This is a genomic window from Methylovulum psychrotolerans, from assembly GCF_002209385.1.
GTDB lineage: Bacteria > Pseudomonadota > Gammaproteobacteria > Methylococcales > Methylomonadaceae > Methylovulum > Methylovulum psychrotolerans.
Map to the genome: position 1 here is coordinate 836082 of NZ_CP022129.1, position 17385 is coordinate 853466.

At 48.0% G+C, this 17385-nt stretch carries 18 protein-coding genes and 3 pseudogenes; 12 read left to right on the plus strand and 9 right to left on the minus strand.

Going from position 1 to position 17385, the window contains the following annotated elements; all coding sequences use genetic code 11:
* The first annotated feature begins 59 nt into the window (after nt 1-59).
* The 6 genes from CEK71_RS03570 (at nt 60) to CEK71_RS03595 (ending at nt 5153) form a co-directional block, all read left to right on the plus strand.
* Entirely contained in the window at nt 60-887 is an 828-nt protein-coding gene (locus CEK71_RS03570) for a hypothetical protein (protein ID WP_157678959.1), read from the plus strand.
* Complete coding sequence (locus CEK71_RS03575; RefSeq protein WP_088618096.1) at nt 884-1345, plus strand: hypothetical protein; 462 nt, start codon at nt 884-886, stop codon at nt 1343-1345. The genes CEK71_RS03570 and CEK71_RS03575 overlap by 4 nt, the downstream gene beginning before the upstream one ends.
* Nucleotides 1345-2826, plus strand: a complete 1482-nt coding sequence (locus CEK71_RS03580) for a hypothetical protein (RefSeq protein WP_088618097.1) — start codon at nt 1345-1347, stop codon at nt 2824-2826. Before CEK71_RS03575 ends, CEK71_RS03580 begins: the two co-directional genes overlap by 1 nt.
* 75 nt (nt 2827-2901) lie before the next feature.
* Nucleotides 2902-3411, plus strand: coding sequence for a defense against restriction DarA-related protein (locus CEK71_RS03585; protein ID WP_088618098.1), 510 nt, complete (start codon nt 2902-2904; stop codon nt 3409-3411).
* The gene (locus tag CEK71_RS03590; protein ID WP_088618099.1) at nt 3398-3697 is read left to right on the plus strand and encodes a hypothetical protein; all 300 of its coding nucleotides are present in this window, start codon (nt 3398-3400) and stop codon (nt 3695-3697) included. The genes CEK71_RS03585 and CEK71_RS03590 overlap by 14 nt, the downstream gene beginning before the upstream one ends.
* The gene (locus CEK71_RS03595) at nt 3690-5153 is read left to right on the plus strand and encodes a defense against restriction DarA-related protein (RefSeq protein ID WP_088618100.1); all 1464 of its coding nucleotides are present in this window, start codon (nt 3690-3692) and stop codon (nt 5151-5153) included. Before CEK71_RS03590 ends, CEK71_RS03595 begins: the two co-directional genes overlap by 8 nt.
* Before the next feature lie 136 nt (nt 5154-5289).
* Here the strand turns inward: CEK71_RS03595 and CEK71_RS03600 are convergent, their stop codons facing one another.
* Nucleotides 5290-6231 (minus strand): Rha family transcriptional regulator, encoded by a 942-nt coding sequence (locus CEK71_RS03600; protein WP_088618101.1) that lies wholly within the window; start codon nt 6229-6231, stop codon nt 5290-5292.
* Nucleotides 6232-6740: 509 nt separating this feature from the next.
* Between CEK71_RS03600 and CEK71_RS03605 the strand changes: the two genes are divergently transcribed.
* Together CEK71_RS03605 and CEK71_RS03610 are read left to right on the plus strand one after the other, a co-directional pair.
* The gene (locus CEK71_RS03605) at nt 6741-6977 is read left to right on the plus strand and encodes a hypothetical protein (protein WP_088618102.1); all 237 of its coding nucleotides are present in this window, start codon (nt 6741-6743) and stop codon (nt 6975-6977) included.
* Nucleotides 6978-7010: 33 nt separating this feature from the next.
* Entirely contained in the window at nt 7011-7655 is a 645-nt protein-coding gene (locus CEK71_RS03610; RefSeq protein ID WP_088618103.1) for a hypothetical protein, read from the plus strand.
* Between the two features lie 25 nt (nt 7656-7680).
* Here the strand turns inward: CEK71_RS03610 and CEK71_RS24090 are convergent.
* Both CEK71_RS24090 and CEK71_RS03620 read right to left on the minus strand, forming a co-directional pair.
* Nucleotides 7681-7845 (minus strand): annotated as a pseudogene (locus CEK71_RS24090) (IS3 family transposase); the annotation flags it as partial.
* Between the two features lie 27 nt (nt 7846-7872).
* Nucleotides 7873-8175, minus strand: a pseudogene (locus tag CEK71_RS03620) (transposase domain-containing protein); the annotation flags it as partial.
* Between the two features lie 2 nt (nt 8176-8177).
* On the opposite strand from CEK71_RS03620, the pseudogene CEK71_RS24270 reads away from it, so the two are divergent.
* The 4 genes and pseudogenes from CEK71_RS24270 to CEK71_RS03635 all read left to right on the plus strand — a co-directional run.
* Nucleotides 8178-8297: pseudogene (locus CEK71_RS24270) on the plus strand (IS701 family transposase); the annotation flags it as partial.
* A gap of 26 nt (nt 8298-8323) precedes the next feature.
* The gene (locus tag CEK71_RS03625; RefSeq protein ID WP_088618106.1) at nt 8324-9646 is read left to right on the plus strand and encodes a hypothetical protein; all 1323 of its coding nucleotides are present in this window, start codon (nt 8324-8326) and stop codon (nt 9644-9646) included.
* Complete coding sequence (locus CEK71_RS24095; protein ID WP_408630485.1) at nt 9646-9900, plus strand: YkgJ family cysteine cluster protein; 255 nt, start codon at nt 9646-9648, stop codon at nt 9898-9900. The genes CEK71_RS03625 and CEK71_RS24095 overlap by 1 nt, the downstream gene beginning before the upstream one ends.
* 201 nt (nt 9901-10101) lie before the next feature.
* The gene (locus CEK71_RS03635; protein WP_088618108.1) at nt 10102-10731 is read left to right on the plus strand and encodes a hypothetical protein; all 630 of its coding nucleotides are present in this window, start codon (nt 10102-10104) and stop codon (nt 10729-10731) included.
* A gap of 177 nt (nt 10732-10908) precedes the next feature.
* On the opposite strand, the gene CEK71_RS03640 is transcribed toward CEK71_RS03635, so the two are convergent.
* The 6 genes from CEK71_RS03640 to CEK71_RS03665 all read right to left on the minus strand — a co-directional run bounded on the left by CEK71_RS03640 (nt 10909) and on the right by CEK71_RS03665 (nt 17196).
* Entirely contained in the window at nt 10909-11415 is a 507-nt protein-coding gene (locus CEK71_RS03640; RefSeq protein WP_232463757.1) for a siphovirus Gp157 family protein, read from the minus strand.
* Between the two features lie 60 nt (nt 11416-11475).
* Nucleotides 11476-12294, minus strand: a complete 819-nt coding sequence (locus tag CEK71_RS03645) for a hypothetical protein (protein WP_088618110.1) — start codon at nt 12292-12294, stop codon at nt 11476-11478.
* A 91-nt stretch (nt 12295-12385) separates the two neighbouring features.
* Nucleotides 12386-13390, minus strand: a complete 1005-nt coding sequence (locus CEK71_RS03650) for a DUF932 domain-containing protein (RefSeq protein WP_456299079.1) — start codon at nt 13388-13390, stop codon at nt 12386-12388.
* A gap of 289 nt (nt 13391-13679) precedes the next feature.
* Entirely contained in the window at nt 13680-14009 is a 330-nt protein-coding gene (locus CEK71_RS03655; RefSeq protein WP_088618112.1) for a hypothetical protein, read from the minus strand.
* A gap of 319 nt (nt 14010-14328) precedes the next feature.
* Entirely contained in the window at nt 14329-15501 is a 1173-nt protein-coding gene (locus CEK71_RS03660) for a YagK/YfjJ domain-containing protein (protein ID WP_088618113.1), read from the minus strand.
* Nucleotides 15502-15999: 498 nt separating this feature from the next.
* Nucleotides 16000-17196: a hypothetical protein gene (locus CEK71_RS03665; protein WP_088618114.1), complete on the minus strand. Its 1197-nt coding sequence runs from the start codon at nt 17194-17196 to the stop codon at nt 16000-16002.
* Nucleotides 17197-17385: the final 189 nt, after the last annotated feature.

A 17385-nucleotide genomic window follows, 5' to 3' on the forward strand; every position in this document is an offset into this window, starting at 1 on the left:
ATGATTATTTTTACCGAAAAGGGTGACCAGATCGCGGCGACCTTATCAGTAAGGCGGTGGTGCGTTCTAGCCTTGTGCCGGTGCCGATGACGTTGGAGCTGGAGGTGCGGGCGGATGACGATTTGGCGCGGTTGTTGGCGGAGGGTAAGGTGTTGGAGGTGGGGGGGAACCGCTTTTACATCATTAAGACGACGCGGGTGGAGAACCGGGTAGCGCAAGGCGGGCGGGATTTTGGCGGGGTTAAGCTGATTGGGGTGTTGGATAATTGTCATACCGTGGCGTTTATCCGTGAGACCGCTTTGGTGCGCTCTAATACTCGGTTATCGGCGATTTATAAAGCCGCTGGGGCGAGTTTTAAGGTTTTTGATGGGGATATTCCGGTTGAGCGGTTTGCCTGTCTTAAGGGCCAGGCCCCTACGTTCCAGATTGCGCTGGTTATGCTGGAAGAGGGCGGGGTGATGCGCTGGCGAAATGGTCGGCTGGGTTTTGTGCGTCTGGCGGATTTGTTTAACCAGACCACCAGCATTTCGTTGCCGGACAATGCGTCTGATAATGTGGCCAGTGGGTTTTTGGAGCGGCATAATGCGCCGCGTTTTTATTCGGTGGGCAGTGACGGTAAGACGGTGGACGGCAATACGCAAAAGGCCCGGACGGCGGTTTATGCGCCCAATAAGTCGCCACGGCAGTTGCAGAATATGACGCGCTATCTTGTCCACCGCAAGCGGGTTAAGCGGTCGTTGGAAGAGCGGTTGATGGCGGGGGATTTGGTGGACATTTCGGGGGCTAAGCCGATGGTGATCATTACGGCGGCGCATGTTTTTGAGGGCGGGATGGATGGGGCGGGCAACCAGTATTCTAAGTTGTGGCTGGGGGCGATGAATTCATGAACGGCAAGGTTTATGCGGGTTTGTATCCGGGGGTGATAGGCTCTTATGATGCGGCGGCGCGGCTGGTGCGGGTGAGCATTGAAGGGGTTACGGACGGCGGCGACGAGTTGCCTATCGCGGAGATTAATTACCCTATCGGCGATAAGGCGAAAAACACGGAAATAGAGATACTGGCCGGAGATTTGGTGTGGGTGGCGTTTATGGGCGGTGATGCGCGTTACCCGATTATTGACGGCTACCGTAATCCGGGGTCGGACAATAGTGTCGGGGTGCGGCGGTTCCATCATGCCAATATTGCTTTGTTTGCCGACCAGGCGTTGACGTTGCAAGGCGGTTCGGTGGCGGTGACGGGGCCTACATCAATAGATGGCAATGCTGAAATCGATGGTGATGTGGCTATTTCGGGCAATCTTACTGTCAGCGGTACGATTAGCGGGCAGGGGTGGGTGATTGACTGATGGCTGATTTTGATACGGCCCTAAGCGATGCCGAGGGTTATTTGGGGGCAGTTGACCCGACCATACCCAATCCTAGTGCGATGCGGTTGAGCCAGTTTAGGGCTAATTTTTTGGCTATTAAGAATACGCTGACTAAATTGCGTGACATTGCCGCCATCCTACAGTCGGCAATCCTTTTGAAGGCGGACAGTTCGGCTATTCCTACCAATACCGACCAACTTTCTGATGCTGGCCGCACTAACCAGTTTTTTACGGCGGCTAGGGTTTATGGCGCGGGGATCAGTGCGTTTACGGCGGCGGCCGGCACGATTCTTATCGGCGATACTTTGCAAACGATTTTGCAAAAGTTGCAGGGCAATATTAATGCGAAGCAAGCCGAGCTGGGCTTTACGCCTGAGGATGCGGCCTACCGCAATTCGCCGGACGGGTATGCGGGCTTAGATTCATCCGGGCATGTTTATATATCGCAATTGCCTGATTCGATATTGCATACCCTTAAGTTTAAGGGCGTGTTTAATGGTTCTTCGATTACCTCAGGAGATACGGCCTTAAACGGTCTTTCTGCCATACCCGCCGCTTCCAGTGCCAATGATGGCAATTTTATTATTGCCACTGGCAGTTTTACTGCTTATGGGATTGACTATATCACTGGTGATTGGCTAATCAGCATCGGTACGTCTTGGCAAAAAATCGACAATACGGACTCACTATCGTCTTGGAATGGTCGGCTTGGTGCGGTGTTTTTGTTGGCAACTGACATTAGCGATGTTTTTGTCGCGTTGGCGGCTAAAACGGCATTGGTGGATGGGGATTCGCTGGCGGTTTTGGATTCGGGCGCGGGTAATGTGCTGAAAAAAGCCACGCTGGCTAATTTGTATGCGTATTTGAAAGCTAAATTTGATGCGGTTTATCAGCCGCTTTTAGTCAGCGGTTCGAATTTGAGAACCGTCAATGGTGAATCATTGTTAGGTTCAAGTAATTTGGTTGTGTCCGGCGGTGGCGGGTATCAATCTGCTGTGTTGAGTTTTAGATATAATTATTCATCTACAACTACATTATCTCCAGCAAATATACAGCAAATATTTTCGGACATATCAGGACTTAGTTTTACAAATACCACAGCCCCTTTTAAGATTACATTACCGGCTGGAACTTATAGAATCGCATTAAATGCGGTTTTACATACAGCTGGAAGGTTAATTACTGCCATTAGTTTATGTAATCCTACCGCGCCCCCTTATAATAGCTATGGCACAGGGGGTTATGGTACAGTATTTCAAAATATTAATAATTTTATTTTTAATAGTGCGGCGACGACATCATCTGATAGTTTAGTAATTATTGAATATTTTTTAACATTAAATACAAGTCTTACTTTTATGTTGGGTAACGCATCATCGGCAGATAGTACCCTTACAGGCACAGGATTTAATATATCTACATCACTTACAGGGACTCTCGCAATAACTAAATTAGCATAAGTCTTTTTACGGAAACCCCCGCATTTATGGGCAAATGCTGGCTTATAGTGGCGTTTTTGAAAAAATGCCGCCGCCATGCCAACGCCTTCTTCTAATCAATTCCTGTTTAGCTTTGACGACTTGTCCAACAAAAAGGATGGGGTTGCCAAAGAGCTGAAACAAGCCTTCGAGAAACACCACGTTACCGTTGCCCAAGTGGATATAGCCACGCAGGTGCGCCGGACTTCCAATGTCAGCTATCGGGAAATAAGCATAACCTTTGCCGATTCGCAGGTGGTGGTGTTACGGGTTAACCAGACCGGGGATATTTTTCAGGTCTTGGTCAACAGAAAGCTGTTCCCCATTAAGTCTCATGACAACCATGCCAAGGCGGTTATTGAGATCGTCAATGCCCTTGATGCGGGGCGTTCTGCCTTTCAGAAAAAGCTGGCGGCTACCGCCATTAAAGTGCCGAAGGGCATTGTCACGCCTGCGCCGAAGATGGTGCAGGTACTCACCGCCAAGCGGGATGCGCTAAAAGAGGCCATCGCCGCCGTCAATGAAGAAATTTCCGCTATTTTAGGGGGCGATAATGCCAACGCTTAATGAAAGTTACCTGATTTTTTTGCAATTGGTAGCCGTCGGGCTGTTGGGGGGCTTGGTCAATTACACGGTGCAGGTGGTTAAAGGACATATCACTTGCCATTTTGGCGATTATTTGTGCGGGGCGGTATCGGCTACGATGCTCAGTACGGGAGCTATTGTCAGCGCAGCCTTGGGGGCGATTAAGTTGGGGACTGATTTGGGCGACCCGGCCACGTTTGTGACGATGTTTATGGCCGGGTATGTATGCGACAACGTGGCGAATAAACAGGAGAAAAAAGATGCCTAATGCCGTTTATTGGAATAACCAAACCCACTTGCCGTTATACGGGATAACCCTTGACCGTTTGTTGTACCGGATTAAGCAGGATGATACCGGGCTGATGCTGGACGCTTGCAGTTTTGAGGATATTTACGAAGATTCTGACGGTGTTTTGGCGTTAGATGCGATGGTCACGCCGTACGCTTATCTGGAGCGGAAAATGGCGGCTATGCAGCGCGTTTTAAATGCCCAGGGCGGAGCTTTGAAGGTTGAGAGTTCGGCTATCAGTGAGCCGTTTTCTGCCAACGGTACGGTGAATGTGGTTGTCCGGTTTGTGTTGTCGGACGGACAGACCATTTCGGTGTATTTCCATAACCCCGATACTACGCCTAAAAAGGTGTTGCCCACCGATGAGATGATCAGTTGGCGATGGCTGATTAATAAGCGCGATGTGACGGTGGTGGTTGCGCCGGAAAGGGGGCGGGATTTAAACGTCAATCAGGTGGCCGCACGGCTGATGAAGTTGGCGGCAAAAAACAGCGCGGCGTTTGCGCGAGCCAACGCTAAGATTGCCGATAACGCCGCCCAGAAAACCGCCTTGCAGGCCGAGATTACCCAGCTTGAAGGGGAGTTGGAAACGGCCAAAACTAGGCTTGAGGGGGTAAGGGCGGCGCAGGTTGCGGAAGCCGAACGCTTGCCGGAGCCGCCGCCTGATGTTGTGCCAAGTCCGGCGGTTGATCTGTTGCCGGAGAACGCGGTGACTCTCCCGTTAACGGATCAGGAACCTGCCGCCGCGCAAGTAGAGCCGACTGCCGGACAGCAACCGGAGCCAGAGCCAGAGCCAGAGCCGGAATATGCCCTAGAAGAAAGGTTGCGGCTACAAGAAGAGCATGGGCAATTGGTCGGGACCACATTGCCTGATGCCGTTAAGGCTAATCCTAACGCGAGTACGGTGATTGCCGATGCGGTTGCCGCCGCGCTAAACAATACCCAAGGGCAGGTGACTACCGGGGATGGGTTGGTTTGGGAGGTTAACCGTACATCGTTAAACAAAATGGTTTCGGCAACCAATCAAGACGGGCTTAAGGCTTACCAACGCGAACGTATCATCGCTATCCAGCACTTGGCGGAGCTTGCCAAGGCGGCGGTTAATCCGGTGGTTAGGGGTGATGACGGGAGGGATGAGCAAGTGGAGGCTATTTTGGAATATAACGTGCCATTTGTTATTGAGGAAAAAAGCTTTAACGTAAGGTTGCTGTGTAAAAAATGGAAAAAGCCTTTTAAAAATCAAAAAGACAAAATGCACAGCATCGCAATGGATGATAGTGGGGACCCCGCCTCCCAAGCTGACAGTGATGTCATCGCAGACGGGCTGTTAATCAGCCTAGAATTGGTGTTGCTTGATGTGGTAGAAGGTGCGGACAATACCCTGGGACTCCCTGATCTGCCACCCTCAGCCGATAACGGTTTAAGCATATCTTAACAGCCAGAAAAGTCAAATTCCGATTCCCGCCGATAGTGGGCCGGTATTGCGGCTTTGCATTTAAGCCCCGTTAAGGGGCTTTTTTGTGTCCGGCGGTTTGCGCCGGACGGGTGGGGGTTGTTTGTTTTGATGGGTTTTAGGCGTTTGCCACTTCTTCCCGCAAGAAGTTTTCTAAGCGCTCGGTGGCGCAGTGGATTAGTTGGGTGAGGCGTTTGGGGGAGACGTAGTGCATGACGATTTGGCCGGGCAGGTCTTGGCCTTTTTCGATCACCAGATGGCCTTCTTGTTTGAGGGCCAGGATCATTCTGGCAGGGCTTAGGTTTTGGGCGGCTTGCAGTTGCGCCTCCAGGGCGGTTATTTGGCGGGTCAGGATGCCGATCAGGTCGTCTTTGGTGGGGTTGGGCAGGAGTTCGCCTTCTTTGGCTGGGGAGGGCAGGGCGTTGATCCGTTCCTGCAATAATGCTTCAAGCTCGGCTTGCGACAATGTTAACAAGGGGTCGTTATCGCCTTCCAGCCTGAGCAGGTAGTCGTGGGCTGCATCAAACTTATCGGCGGGGGTGTCGCCATATTTGGCGATTTTAAAATGGTTTTGGTAACGGCTCCAATAGTAGGCTTTAGGCTTGCCGCTTGACCGGGATTTGTTGGCTACGATGGCGGACAGTTCGCCGGCTTGCTTTTTGGTGATGGTGGGCGGTTCGGGGAGTAGGGTTTGCTGGGTGGGCGCGGAACGGGGAAATAGCTTATCGTACATCTGATTGAAGGCGTTGATGTACCACTCTTTGATTGCGGCGGCATCTTTGCCAGTGAAGCCCATGACCAAAAACATGAAACCGTCTTTAGTCAGGTTAAAGGAACGATGCTTAGCCATCAGATTGAGATTGTTTGGCTTTTCGTATTCGGTCTCCTCAAAATTGAGTTTTCCGAAAGATTCAGACACTTGCGTTAAAACCTTATCAATATCGCGAATTACGTTATCGTGGCGTTTGCCGAATCGCTCGGCTACTTTAAGGGATGTGGTTACAAGCTCTTGACCATGAGCGAAGACAAATTGCTCTGGCAGATATAGGGATTTTGACATTTTTGTACCTCTGTTGTGTATTTCTTACGATACACTCCCGAAGGAGCTGTTAGGAGGGTAAGAACAGCCAACAAAGAAGCTGCGCCAATCCTTACGGGTATGGCACTCCCAACAGCAAGCGCAATTATGCCATGAATAGCACAATTGCAGAAACTGGTAGGCAAAAAAATACCGCATGGTCTATCGGGTGCGGGTTCCGCTTTGTTGACTGTGTGAGCTTCTTACGACTCGGTGCAAAGCATACGCCTAAGTAACAGAAAATGTCAAAAAATTATTTTTCAACTATTTTATGAAAATGGTAATAGTTCATAGCGTGGCGGGTTCCGAGTTGTTACACTGATATTTTATTAGGTTAAGGTTTTGAATATTTGAAACAGGCTGGAAGTGGCTTGTCGCGAAAATTTGCAATCGTAAGAGCCTGTCAAGTATTAAAAAATCCTTGGTTGTGCAATGTATGGCAAAGTATTTATTAAGAAATATAGATTTATATTAATCGAGACGAATTAAGAATGAGTAATTACCCTAAAGGTTCAGAATGGCGGCTGTGGGATCTTCACATCCATACACCAGCTTCCTACAACTTCAAGAGAGGCGGATTTGCGGGAATGAATTCCACTGATCGGTCTGCTGCAATCAAGCAGGTTATCAAAAATATCAATGAAAGTGATGTCTCAGTTTATGCGATCAATGATTACTGGACGTTTGACGGTTATCTGGCTCTTCGCGCTGCTCATGATGATGGATAAATTATTCAAAAAACTCTATTCCCTGGTATCGAGTTGAGGATCGAATCAGCGACGAGGCACAGAATAAACATTCATGTCATCCTATCCGACAAGCTCCCTATTCAAAAGTTAAAAGATTTCAAAGCAACATTGAACGTTCGCATTATCAATAGTTGTCTTTCAGACGACGCACTGCGAGAATTTGCACTTGAACTCGATCCTGCCAAGGCGAATAAGCATGGGGCAGGCGAGGGTGATGACTATAAAAATGATCCAGAAAAGCTATTTCAGATTGGTGCTCAAACAGCAGAGATAACAAAAGAATCATTTGTTAAAGCATTGGAAATGATTCCGGCTGACAAGCGGCTGGTGATGATTCCTTATGACTGCTATGGTGGTGTGGAAAGTATCGACTGGAAAACTCAGATGGCAGAGGATTTGTATTTCCTGCGATTGGGAGACCTTTTCGAAGAGCGGCTGCAAGATAACATTGATCTATTTACTGGACGAAAAACCCCCGCAAATGAAGGATTCATTAAAAACTTTCAAATTTCTATTGGGGGGCGACCAAAGCCATGCGTTTCTGGAAGTGACGGTCATTCCATCGAAGGATTCAAGACTTGGCAGAAGAAAACCAATACAAAAAAAACGTGGATCAAAGCAGACCCTACTTTTGAGGGACTCCGGCAAATTGTGTAATGGTCAACAAAAACCGGACACTTTCTTAGGCAACCTTGCTGTAAAATTCCCGCTCAAATTCCAAAGGGGTTTTATAGCCCAATGTCGAATGCGAACGTCTGCCGTTATAAAAAGCGAAATAATCAATAATGCTTAGTTTTGCGGCTTCTTTTGTCTTGAACCTTTCGTAGTTCAATTGCTCGTGCTTTAGGCTACGGAAGACCGTAAGCGCGTGTCCCTACCACGTTGCCTTTTCAGGTAAATTTTGTTTAATCGCCGTTATTTGTTCGGATGTCAAAGGCAACAATTCATCAATGCGGCTATTCGGCCACATGGGCAGTTTTTCTAATGTTTCCTTCAGCCATGCCGCCGGGTTTAGGCCATTAAGCTTGGCCGTGCCCAGTAAGGTTTGGATTGCGGCGGCACGTTGCCCGGCACGTTCGGAACCGGCAAACAGCCAATTTTTCTTGCCCAGCGCAATGGGTCGGATGCAATTTTCCACGGGGTTGTTGTCAATCGGCAGATGTCCGGTTTCCGCATAACTTCAAGCTCGAATGCCTGAAGATAAAACATAAAACCAATCATTTCGCTATGCGGGCCAAGCTGTTCGTCAAGGCCAACCAAATGGCTTATGAAGAGTTGCAAAAACTAAGGGCTGCGTAACATCAGTTAATGATTCAGACCAACTTGTGCAATTTGCCGACAAGTGGAAGAACGTTGCCGCAGATAAAGCCCAAGGGCACATGTTTGAACAGCTTGAAGTGCTCAAATTCAATTTTGATGCCTTAAAGAAAGACAGTGATTTATTTGCCAGAACCACCGCCAGTATGGGATTCCCAACAGATCCTGTTGATATAGTGATTAAAAGTGGTCAGAAAACATTAAGGGAAGTCCAAGCTAAGTCATGTAACAATTCGGCAAGCAGTGCTTTTGCACTCTCCCAAGACAAATACAAGGAAATGGCGCGGCTTGCGCCCAGTGACCAAGTTGAAAAAATAGACGAGCTGTTAAAAAAACGTATTGAGACAGGTACGCTTAAAGCCGAGGATTATGAGCAAACCCGCCGAAACTTACAAAAGTCTTTGCAACACGATGATGTTTCATCTTCAGGAACTACATATTCAGAAGCTTTAGAATCCACTAAGATTGAAGTCGCCAAAGATATTGCCAAAGACTTTAAGTTAAAGTCCGCATTAACAGATATGCACGAATCCGGCAAACGGGCTGGTAATGTTGGCGCAGCCATAACGGGTGGCTTTAGCGCGGTCACTGGGCTTTATTCGATGAGTAAAGGCGATATTGAAATAGGAGAATTCACTTCCCGTGTTGCCGTTGATGCGGCCAAAGGTTATGCGACTGGTTATGTCGTCACGGCAATGAGCAAAGGGATTACTCACACAACAACATACTTTCTCGGCGAGTCAGTTGCGCGTTCGTTTTCACGGTCTAACGCACCAGCAGCAATTGCCGCTGGTGTTGTCAATATTAGCAAGTCCTTTATTTCTTATATCAATGGCGATATTGACAATGAACAGCTATTGGCTGAGATCAGTCATAACGCCATAACAAGCACCTCGTCTTTTTATTGTGGTGCGCTTGGGCAAGCCGCAATACCTATCCCCGTTATTGGGGCTTTGATAGGTGCTGGAGTGGGTTATTTTTTTGGCAATATGTTGCATCAATCTGGATTAATCGCGCTCGGTGATAGCCAGATTGTTAAGGAAGCCAAAGAAAGGCGTTATGTCGTTCAGGCAATGTGTATCGCCGCCATAGCAGAATCAAAAAAAAATCGGGCTGAACTTGAAAATTATTTGGACATATACTTTTCGCAAAGAAAAAATGAATTTTCAGAGTCTTTTGATGTGCTAGACGGTTCATTATGTGATTGGAATCCTGATAGTTTTATCTTGGGACTCGAACGCATAAACAATCAATTTGGCACAAGCCTACAATTTAAGTCTTTTATAGAGTTTAATGATTTTATGAATTCGGATGAGGCTTTTGAATTTTGATGGAAACTTTCCCATGCTCAAAATGTGGTAAATGTTGTATAAACCTACATTTGGCAAAAGAACTGTCCTACTTAAATCGCGGTGATGGCATTTGTGTCAATTTTGATATTGAAGCCAATTTATGCCGTATTTACGACAATCGGCCAGAAATATGCAGAATCGGCTTACAATACGAAAAAAACTATAGTGACCAATTTACATGGGATGAGTTTGTTCAACTAAATCTCTCAGTATGTAATGAATTGAACCAGTAAAGCTTAAGGCTCTATAAATGAAAACATATTGCACATTATGCAGTATTTTATAACCACCGGACACATACGGCTAATTAACCATTTTTATTTAGCTGGAGTTTAGCTTTCTCCAGTTAATACCGAGCTTAAATAAGCCAATCAAAGGGACTTTTCCCTTACCCTAACGTTGGGCGTTTCAATTAATAAATTTGGATAAACTTTATGAAAAAACTTTTGTCGAACGGTTTAGGTATGATCGCATTAGCCAGTATGGCTGTTAGCACTGGTGTGGCAGCATCTCGACCATGCGATGACAATCAAGTCTATTTGGCTGTCATGGAAAGTGCCAGACATGACCTGCCCGCGCCTTATTCTGACATGGAAGTCAAAGGCTCTACTGGCGTTACCTCATTAAAAAATGGGCAATGTAAAATGACCCTATTTTTAACAGGTGGAAGCAATGGACAGCAAGACCTTGACGTACTGTACAAAACAACCGTGCCGCTTTCCCAAATCCATGTAAAACTGGCATCATCTACAGAGAACACACAAAAAGCGTCAAACAAATGTACACCAATAAAGTTTCAACGTGGGCATATCTCTGGGACGGTTAATGGCTCTGTCAATCCAGAAGACACCCAATGCTACACTGTGGCAACAGGGGCAAATCAAACGATGGATGTTACGGTGGTTTCGCGTTACAAAAATACGGTTGCAACCATTTTGGACGTTGGTGATGCCCGCGACCACTTCGAATTTTTAACGAAAAAAAAGACTTATCAAATTGACGTATTCCAGCTTATGCGTTCAGCCGACAATGATGAGTATTCGCTGACTGTTACAATTCGTTGATTTTTAGTAGGTAATCAGTTGATGGCTGGATTTTAGTGATTGCCCAGCGCAACAAGCCAGTCAAAGAGATGCGCCGCTCATTGGCAGTTTTGGAGTTTTGTTATTTATCAAGGTTCAACGGCTTCGCTTAACGGTGAAGACAAAAAAAACGCCTCCCTGCGTTTTTTCCGTATTGGCCTAGCGTATCGACAGCCGTGTGCCGTTGGTGATCCGTGCGCCCGGTATGGCCTTGCCTTTGGCTAAGGCGGCCTTGATGGCTACCTTGTCGATATGCTCGACGGTCACTGTCTCAATGCTTTTGTATTCGGCGGGAATGGCGGCCTCGTCGAACACGTCCAAGGCGGCGGGGTTCTTGGCAACCGACAGTTTGAAGTACGGGCATTCGATGACGCTGATGCCCGTGGCTTCCATGTTGGCCTTAATATAGCCCTTGAGCCAGTTGACCCGCGCCTCGAAGGCTTTCCGGCGTTTGGCCATCGATTCTTCTGCGGCCTTAATGGCTATGGCGGTGGCCTCCATATTTCTCAGGAATTTGGCGACATTGACCGCTTTGTCCTCCAGTTCGCCGCCCAAGCCTTCCAGGGTGTCGTTGATTGCTTGCATCGGCACGTCCGTTTCGGGGTCGGTCAGAAAGTCCAACGCCTCTATGTAGTGGCCGCTCAGTTGGTATAAAGATACGCCCATTATGATTCTCCTGTTGTTTCGGTTAGGTGTTGCTGACGTTTTGTTTGTGTTTTGTTTGCGTCAAAAGTCGGCCACGTCGCGGCACAACGCGCTGGCGGCTTGGGCTTTGGCGTATTCTTTGTTCGCCCATTTCTCCAGTTGCACCAGCAGCTTTTCAAACTGCGGCAGCGACAATTCGGACAACAGGGCGATTTTCCAGGCGGCTTTCACCGACGCTTCGACGCGGCCACGGTCGAGGCCGTAATCGCGGATTTGCGCCTCCAGCAATTTGAGCTGGCTGGGGCTGATCCGTAACGGCGGCGGCGGTTCCTGCATTTGCCCGGACTCGACCAGCGGGGTCATTTCTTCGGCGGGGGTGACTTCGTAACCCGCCAAGCTCATGATCCAGCTGAACGCTAAGCGGCAGGCTTTGCCCGTCGCGCGGGTCTGCGCCATCGACCGCCGGGCATAGCGCGGGCGTGTTGACCAGACGGGTTTGCCGTATTTGTCCAGTTCGTCGGGTGAGCCGCATTCGGCACTGGCGCGGCTGACACACGCACCGTCCGACATCCGCACCAGTTCCACAATCGCGGTGTAGATGCCCTCGGACTCGACGGTGGCCACTTCACGCGCGGTCACGCCCAGCATGGTCGCCAGTGTCGTCCAGCCTTCGACGTTAACGAAGCGTTTGCCTTTGATGGTGGTGGCCAAGTGCTGTTTGTCGATGACGCAGGCCAACTGTCCGGCCAGTTCCGCCGCCCCGGCGACCAAGGCGGCGGCGTTGGCGGCGTGTAGCGTCCCTAATGACACGGCGGAGGTGCTGGCTGGGATGACCGTGAGGGCTTGGATGTCTTGCCCGTCCTGTAATGTTTGCTTGATGGCTTGTTGTGTTGCAGACATGTTGTTGGCTCCTAAAAAAGTTGCCCCGCCACCGATACGGGCGGCGGGGGTTGGGAATGTCAAACACCGATAAGGCTTGGGTACGGCCTGCTCAGGCGGCCAGTTTTGCCATCTCTTCGGCCAGCGTCCACAGGGCGCGGTTCAGCCGGACGGTCTCGCCCAGCCCGGTGACTTTGCGGGTGGTGACTTTGCCGCCGTTGCGGTTGAGGCCTTGCAAGCCGCCTTGGATGACGTTTTCTTGGATGCGGTTGAAGGTGCGCCACAGGTCACTGCCCCGGTCGTCGATACGGCGTGGCTGGTTGAGCTGGTGCGGCAAGATGGGGACATTCTCTTCGGGGTCGTAACGCAGTTGCAGGGCGGCATTGGCGAAGGCGTTCTGTTGCCCTTGGCTCAGCGCAATGCCCCGCATCAGTTCCTTGGCCGAATCGACCTGTTCAAACTCGCCGACGATCCGGTAAGCCCCTTCGATGACGTTGGTGAGGACATCGCCAGAATGCCTGATTCGCAGATCCTCGACGGTCTCGCCGCAGATCAGCCCGTTATGGCAGACGAAGCGGAAACAGCCCGCCAGCATCTGGTAGCTCGATGTGCCGTCATGGGAGTTGACCAAAATTATTTCGTTGACGTTGTCAACGCTGATGCTGTTCTCATAACGGAAGCGCAGCATGTGCTTGGTGAACTCGGTCTTGCCCTCAATACGCGAGCGGGCTTGGCAGGCCATAAACGGCATAAAACCCTCGCTCCGCAAGCCGTCCACCACCTCGCGGGTGGGGATGTAGGCATAACGTGCCGAACGCGAACCGTGCGGCGCGTCGGCGAACACCGACGGCGCGGCTTGGAAGATTTGCTCATTGCTCAAAGGACGGTCGGAACGTACCAGACCGGAAATGTTTTTGAAAGAAGCGGCTAAAGTTGCCATGATAAAGACTCCGTTGTAGCCCCGTGCCGATAAGCACAGGGGGATTAAAAGAAAATAAGTAAGCCGGAAGATGCCGTAAGCGCGGGGCGTTAATGCCCAGGTCGGCGCAGACGGGTCGTGGCCGGATAAGTAGTTGGGGTGGCTTAAAGGTGGCGACCCTTTAAGCCGATAAGACACTTGCCCGTTGCCGGGGATCAGAAAACGGCACGCAGGGATTGATTACGCCGGAACCGCAGGCAACCTGACCGTATGAAAAGCAAACGCGCAAGCTTTGCGGTTTTTTCATGTTTAGAGCCACCAAACAGACCGCCTAAAGTGGCTTCCCCTTGCCCCAAACAAAAAAACCGCACCGCCCCCAATAACGGGGACGGTACGGTCAGTGTCTAACGGCAAAAAGGAGGTGAAGGTGTTGTATCGTGTTGGGGTTAATTAAGCCCGTATTGTGTTGCGTGGTGTGGGATACGCCTTATTCGTCTGCGCTGAACGAGTAGCCGCAAGCCAGGCATTGGCAGTTATCCAAACCCTTATTATCGACCACCTCGCCCAGTTTTGACCCTGCCACGCACCCGGCCGACCCGCCCACCAGTGCCCCAAAAAAAGCCCCGGCCAGCCCGCCGATAACGGCTCCGGCAGGGCCTACAATCATACCTATCGTCGCCCCCAGCTCCGCCCCGCCTAATGAACTTGCCGAACCGGCGGCAGCACCGCCGACCATGCCCAGCACCCCGCCCGTCTTTTTGGCGACATCTTTGGTAACGACCCGTTCTGAGGCGCAATTTGGACAATTTGTTGCCATGTTTATAATCTCCCGTTTGGAATTGAAACCTGTCTTTGGCGTGTTCGGATGAACTACGCCTGTCAATGATATAGGGATAAAAAAAGCTTGAATCTTGGTTTTTGCATATTAACACCCACGCCTAAAAGCCTCGGCGGATAGCGGTCGCGTGATTTTTGCTGATTGACTGGTAAGGATGCTGAAGCAGTCTTTCGCAAAAATAGTGACTCTCGTTTTTTAAGTAATCCTTATTATCAACTCCCCGATTTATGATGGCGGTGCTATCGAACTTAAATGTCAAGGTTTGGCATGACGTGGGCTGACTTACGTTTATAAAGGTTTATGGTGTGGGATTGCTTAGGGTTCGATTTTTGCCAGTTTGATCGGAAGCCGCATAGCTCGCCTCATTATGGCGTGGCCTGCCTCGCTTTTTAACGGCGTGGCTAGGGAAGTTGCCTCTGCGAAAAAGCCTCACCTTGGTGCCAAATTTGGGCTTAATATACTGATCTGTTTTGCACAAGTATTGGATGACTAAGCCTTTCAAATTTGCCCTCAACTCAATGTCTTGCCAATTGATGACCCCGATGCCCTGCCGCCTTAATTTGGCGTATTGGCGTAAGTTTTTATTGACGTTCCAATAATCCCCGTAGCCTTTTGTGATGGTGTTTTTCCAGTATTCGCCAATTTCTTCCGCCAGATGGATATGGCTGGAATTGTTTCTCTTCGAACCGTCAAAGAAAAACAGGACATGCCAGTGCATTCCTTTGTCTACCCCATATTCCAGCTTTGCGATGTACCCCTTCATGAAATCAAAGATTGAATTGCAACGTTTATTTTCAAACAAATGGTTCAAATCCTCCGTAATATCAAATGCACTAAAATTCTGGGAATGCTCTTTTTTATAGAACAGGTCTATGCGTAACACCAACAGTCTGGCGCAGTTACCGAACAGGGCATCGACATAACGGCAATAGTCAATATACCGCCTGTTTGCCTCAATTTTCCTGGAATTAACCTTGGTTTGGATATTGTTTAGTTTCCATTCTCTGCGTATATTATTGACTAACGCGTTGAATATTTCGGCGGCAGAAATACCGCCCATGTGAGGATAAGTTTTTGTGCTGTCAAAATTGATGTTTCCCCAGCCAAGCTCTATACCATGCAAACCCATAGCTTGGTAACAGGCAATAAAAATAGTAATGCGTTCGCTGTAATCATAGTCTGGCGATAACATATTGACTATTTTGATAAAACTTGGTACGCCGACAAAATATCGCTGTGCCAGACTAGAAGGTGCATACGCAATTTTACCGTTATTGCCAAGATAGGTCGTGAAGGGGGTTCCAACATTTTCTAGTGATTCGCCAACAAAGTCCTCCAAAATTGATAATTGAGACGCATAAAATTTAGGGATTAAATATGGATACTGGTTCTTTGCTGGATCAAAGAGCGAATCGCAAAGGTTTTCATAGGTTACTCGACGTAAATGGTTATCAAAACGTTCTGATTTCATTGCCTATCCTCGTTGCGAATTTTGCTAATTGGTTACGGTACAACTGTTTGGATTTAGGCCATCATAGATTTAAGCCCTCGGTTCGCTCATTTTTAAAAAATCTATTTTATTTCAATGTGTTACATTTGCAAAAATGGCTGTTTTTGCTAAAAAGCAACAAATTATCATTTAATAATCAATGAGTTGAAGAAATGAGCGAACCGATGGTTAAGTGAAGCCAACACAAAGAAACCCCCATTAGCCAATATAAGTAGTGTCTGACCGAAAATTCATATTTTTATTTAAAATCATGTGCTTAACATACTTTTTCGGTAACGAGTTTTTTCTCGACCCAAAATAGCACTATTAATTTATGCTTATTTTTCATGCTATTATAAGTCTTACTGTAGCATCTATATGTTGCCGCAGGGCGTAATCATGCATTTTTTAAAAAACTCGCGTTCAAAAAATCGCTGTATGCCTTATACCGTAAGGCTTGTAGCCTTTTTCGGTCAGGCACTAAGTAAGCCCGCTAGTATTTACCGCAGCAACGTTTATACCCGCGCCCGATTCAATTTGCAGTGGAGGATAATGGTACAGGGGCGGTTGTACCCCAAAATTATGGGGTACAACATCAACCGATTTAGGGAATTTCCCCATGCCAAAATTATCAAATATCGGGCTGCTTTCAAGTCTCAGAATCGTGTCACGCATCAACATGCGTTGTGTGCTTGACAAAAATGATTCAAAATTATCATACCCATATAGAGTTCCGCAACGCTGAAAATCCCTGGGTGGGATTGGGGGAATAAAGCATAGGCCACGGTTTCGGGTAACAGAATTCCAGTGTTGGCTATAGGTGTCATACATTGGCGGAACAGCCCGATTAAAAAAAACGATCAGGTCATATCGAAAACTCACCTCCGTCATGTATTCGCGTTTCCACCACCAGCCACTTGGGGAGCCGAGCATTGAATCCGTTTCGAGTGCCGCCAGAAATTGCATGAGATGGCCGTTTGATTCACTGGGCGTTATTGAATTTGCGAATTCATTTCTATAACAAATGGCCATACGTTCCCCATGAAGGGAAGGGTTATTGGCGTATAGGCGGCTAATGTAGCGTTTTGTTTTGGTGAAACTTTGGCTTGACTCTTTTTTTCGCTCAGCAATTTTTGATTTGAAATTTTTTCGTTTTGTTGTTTCCCGTAGGCGGGTGACAAAGCTATTGATTAGCTCGCCTTCAAGCAATCCTTCACCCATTTTTGACAGCGGGTCATAACAGAATGTGGCGATGTGTAAATTCAGTTCCCCTGCAACGGCGTATAGGATGTTCAGATTTTCGCTAACTTCATATTTATGCTGAACAAAGTTGCGAGTTTTAAACGTAATTAGATGCTTATTGCTCCATCCTTGATTTGCCTCGGTGGCGTTCTGAAGCCTTAACATCTCGTAAAATAGTTTGCCAAGCCGATTTTCTTTTTTTAAGTCCGTCCCTTGAAGCGTTTTTTCAAAGGTGAATGGTAAGTCCGTGGATTTTGCAACGTTTTCCACAAATTGCTCCTCTAGTTCCATGCACACTAGAACCTGTACATTTTGAATATCTTGGCTGATTACTAAGGAATAATTGCGGTCATGTGTATTTACTGGAAATTGGTAGTTGTGCCAGATGGATTCAAACAGATCACGCGTGGTAAGTTTTTTTACTAATTGATTCATATTTGCCTTAATGCCTAATCGTTTTGGTTATGGGTAAATAAATTTGCTATGAAGTAACTCTGTGGTTCTAAAAAAATCCGGTGCTTGATTTCATCCAATGCTTTGAATGCGTAATCGCTTTGGTTACCCTCTAGGTAGTTTGCCGTTAAAAAGTTGTCGGGTTATAGGTTTTTGGCTTTGGCTGTCGGT